Below are 2341 nucleotides of genomic sequence, written 5' to 3'. Positions count from 1 at the left end.
TTGTCGGGTGAGGTTCGAGGGTCGCCCCTCTCCCCTCCCCTAAGAACCGGACATGAGACTTTTGCACTCATCCGGCTCAAGCCTTACTTCAAGCGAGATTTAACTTGGGTTTTATGCACCTGTTTGTGACACGCTCTGTGTAAGTGTCGAAGGTTTTCCATGTCGTCTGTTCCGCCTTCGGCAACAGGTGCTATATGATGGGTTTCGATTTCTTCCCCGTTGAGTAAAGGCTCACCACATTCTGGACACTTCCAGTCTTGGTTTTCTGCTATCTTATAAGCTTTGGTTCCTTTATCGAAGCGAGTTTTCCCAAACTTCTGGTGGCGTTTGTTCCAATACTCTTTCAACGAGGGGTCATCTGGGCTAGCGTCACCTTTGACCTTTATATGGCGTTCAATGGGAGTGGATGCAATTGGGTATAGGACAACCTCCTTTCTTTTGTTCTGCCTGTCGTTTGTGATGGCTGTGAACGTCCATTGATTACCTTTAATGGTTTTGAAGTAACGATTGCGTACCCATTTTGTACTTTTGTTGGGATGTCTGCGCTTTGCCCAACGCCAAAGGTATTGCCATACTCGATGTGAGATATAGTTGTAGGTTTGTTTGCTTACCACCCCTTTGTAGTAGTTAGCAAAACCCCTGAGAATTGGATTAAGCTTTTTGATGAGGACTTCTTGTTTTACACCACTGAGGTTTTTGATTTCCTCACCCAACCGCTTGCAGAAGGCTAAAACCTTCTTCTTGGAGGGTTTGATAAGGAGCTTTCCGTTGTAGTGTCGGGAATTGAACCCCAAAAAGTCAAAGCCATCTTCCATTGACGTAATTAGTGTCTTCTCAGCACTGAGTTCAAGACCTCGTTCTGACATCCATGCTTGAATCAAGTTTTGGGCTGTTTCGAGACTATGTTTGTCTCTGGCTGTGACAATAAAGTCATCTGCGTATCTCACCACGCCAAGTTTTGGGTTGGTGGCTTTTATATAAGCTTCTAAACCATGCAATCCAATATTGGCTAGCAAAGGTGAAATTACTCCACCTTGTGGTGTGCCTTGTTCCGTGGAGTTAAACTTCCCTTGGAACACAAAACCCGCTTTTAACCATTCTTTAATGAGTTCCTTTTTAGGGAAGTTGCTCATCATGTTCAGAATGGATTTATGGGCGATATTGTCGAAGAATCCCTTGATATCAGCTTCTAAAACCCAAGTATCCCTGGTGTCGCGTAATCTTATAAAACATTGTGCAATTGCATCATTGCACGATCTCCCCGGTCGAAACCCGTAAGAGTGTTCTTCAAATAAAGCTTCCCATTCGGGTTCCAGTGAGTTCTTTACTATTGCCTGTTCAATTCTGTCGCGCACGGTCGGGATACCAAGCGGTCGTTTCTTTCCGTTAGGTTTTGGTATTTCCACCCTTCGGGTAGGTTTAAGGTTTCCCCCATTCCAGTTATTTACCAGAATCACCCTTGCTTGTGGGGTATTGACAATCTCTTTGTCTATTCCAGCCGTAGCTTTACCTTGATTGGTCTGGGTGATACGTCGAACAGACAATAGTAAGTTTGCGTGACTTCGTGACATTAACTTCTGCAAACTTCGTAATTTACGGTAGTTACCAAGTTTTCTCGCACGAAAGATTCTCTGACGTAGGTTTCTAACAAACTTGTTAACTTTCTTCCAGTTAATCTGGTTCCAATCTTCAAGTTGTCTCTTTGGTCTGTTTGTTGCCAGTGATGACATCATCTAACTTGTCCTTAGATTGAATTCCTTTGAAAAAGTTTCTTTCGTATAAGACCCAGAGGAAGTCTGCTATTCCTTTCGGTCAGAGGTGATGCTTCAACCTCTATCCGACTCATTACAAGCCAGCATTCGCTTTTTCCTCCATCCTTTACCCTTCAGAGAATTCCGTCTTTGTTGCCTCAGACCTACTAAGGATATCGACTTCTCTTAGACTCTGTGGGGCTTACCCTGTTGTATCGTCCAGTTTTTCAGTCCCTGTTAGGTTTTGTCTATTCTGCGGTGGGGGTATGTTCGCCCGATTTTCGGAGAGTTCAACCGTCAATCCACCCACTTGCCTTTTGGCTAGAGCCTATCAGCCTTATTTGGCTCTTCTGTACTTACGCAGTTTAAATGACAATTCACTTGCGTTAACCATGAGGGATTTTCCTTCTCGCTCCTGACCGACTTAGGCTGTCAGTTTCGGTTGCTTGCGTGGTCTGCATTCCATCTCTTTCATTGCTTACTAAAGACGTGACCGGACTCTTTCGAGTCTTTTACGTGAAGGTAGCAGGTGCGAAGCTGCTGGGAATTAGGATTCCCTTTCTAGATGACCAGTTCAGGTCGCGCGAACT

At 44.6% G+C, this 2341-nt stretch carries 1 protein-coding gene; it reads right to left on the bottom strand.

The genetic code is table 11. From position 1 onward, the window contains the following. Positions 1-83: 83 nt before the first annotated feature. A complete protein-coding gene (gene ltrA, locus IQ270_RS29770) occupies positions 84-1733 on the bottom strand; it encodes a group II intron reverse transcriptase/maturase (RefSeq protein ID WP_193976699.1) in 1650 nt (549 codons plus the stop codon). Positions 1734-2341 lie beyond the last annotated feature (608 nt).

Origin of the sequence: Microcoleus sp. LEGE 07076, assembly GCF_015207455.1 — a bacterium.
Taxonomy (GTDB): domain Bacteria; phylum Cyanobacteriota; class Cyanobacteriia; order Cyanobacteriales; family Microcoleaceae; genus Microcoleus.
Note: the sequence above shows the minus strand (reverse complement) of the source record. Positions and strands in the feature narration are given on the sequence as shown.

What these genes read in the sequence shown, in the direction of transcription:
- ltrA (WP_193976699.1), bottom strand. Translation starts at nt 1,733, where the DNA reads ATGATGTCATCACTGGCAACAAACAGACCAAAGAGACAACTTGAAGAT.